This is a genomic window from Vibrio sp. 2132-1 (genome assembly GCF_033344315.1).
Genome location: NZ_JAWPON010000726.1, coordinates 1 through 550, shown reverse-complemented (window position 1 = coordinate 550; position 550 = coordinate 1). Strand labels below are relative to the sequence as shown.

General features: G+C 42.4%; 1 pseudogene. It reads left to right on the top strand.

The features are described 5' to 3' along the window. Positions 1–350: 350 nt before the first annotated feature. Positions 351–550, top strand: a pseudogene (locus R8N47_RS27620) (ferric reductase); the annotation flags it as partial.

Sequence of the window (550 nt, the reverse complement as noted above, 5' to 3'; positions counted from 1 at the left end):
TCGCCCAGATGTTTGTTTCTCGATGAGGGAGATGTCTTCGTTTAATTTGGAGGCGTAACTAACAGTTGAGCAAACTATCAGCCCAACCAACAGGAATAACTTTTTCATGCGTGGTGTTCTTCGTTCTTTTGGTTTTGATTCGCACTTTGGCGATGTTAAGCAAACTATAACGAGTGAATACTCTAACCACTGTTAAATCCCTGTCGATTTTCTGTAGGATTCTGCGCAATACCTCCAAGTTTGTTATTGACCTTAGGTATATTGTGGGTTTACTCAACTTTACGAATATTGACGTTGCATTACGCTAGAAAAACTAAACTAGAGTTGTCGTCAATTTGAGAGTGATGTTCATGAAAACTGTACGAAATTTTGTATGGATGATAATTGCCGCCGTGTCTGTGTTGTGGTGGATGAGTGAACCGCAACTGCTGTCCTCGACCCAATTCTTCCAATGGCGCTCCGCGCTTATTCAATATTCTGGTGTTTTGTCGTTGGCTTTGATGTCTATTGCGATGGTGTTGGCGCTGCGCTTACCTGTGATCGAGCAATG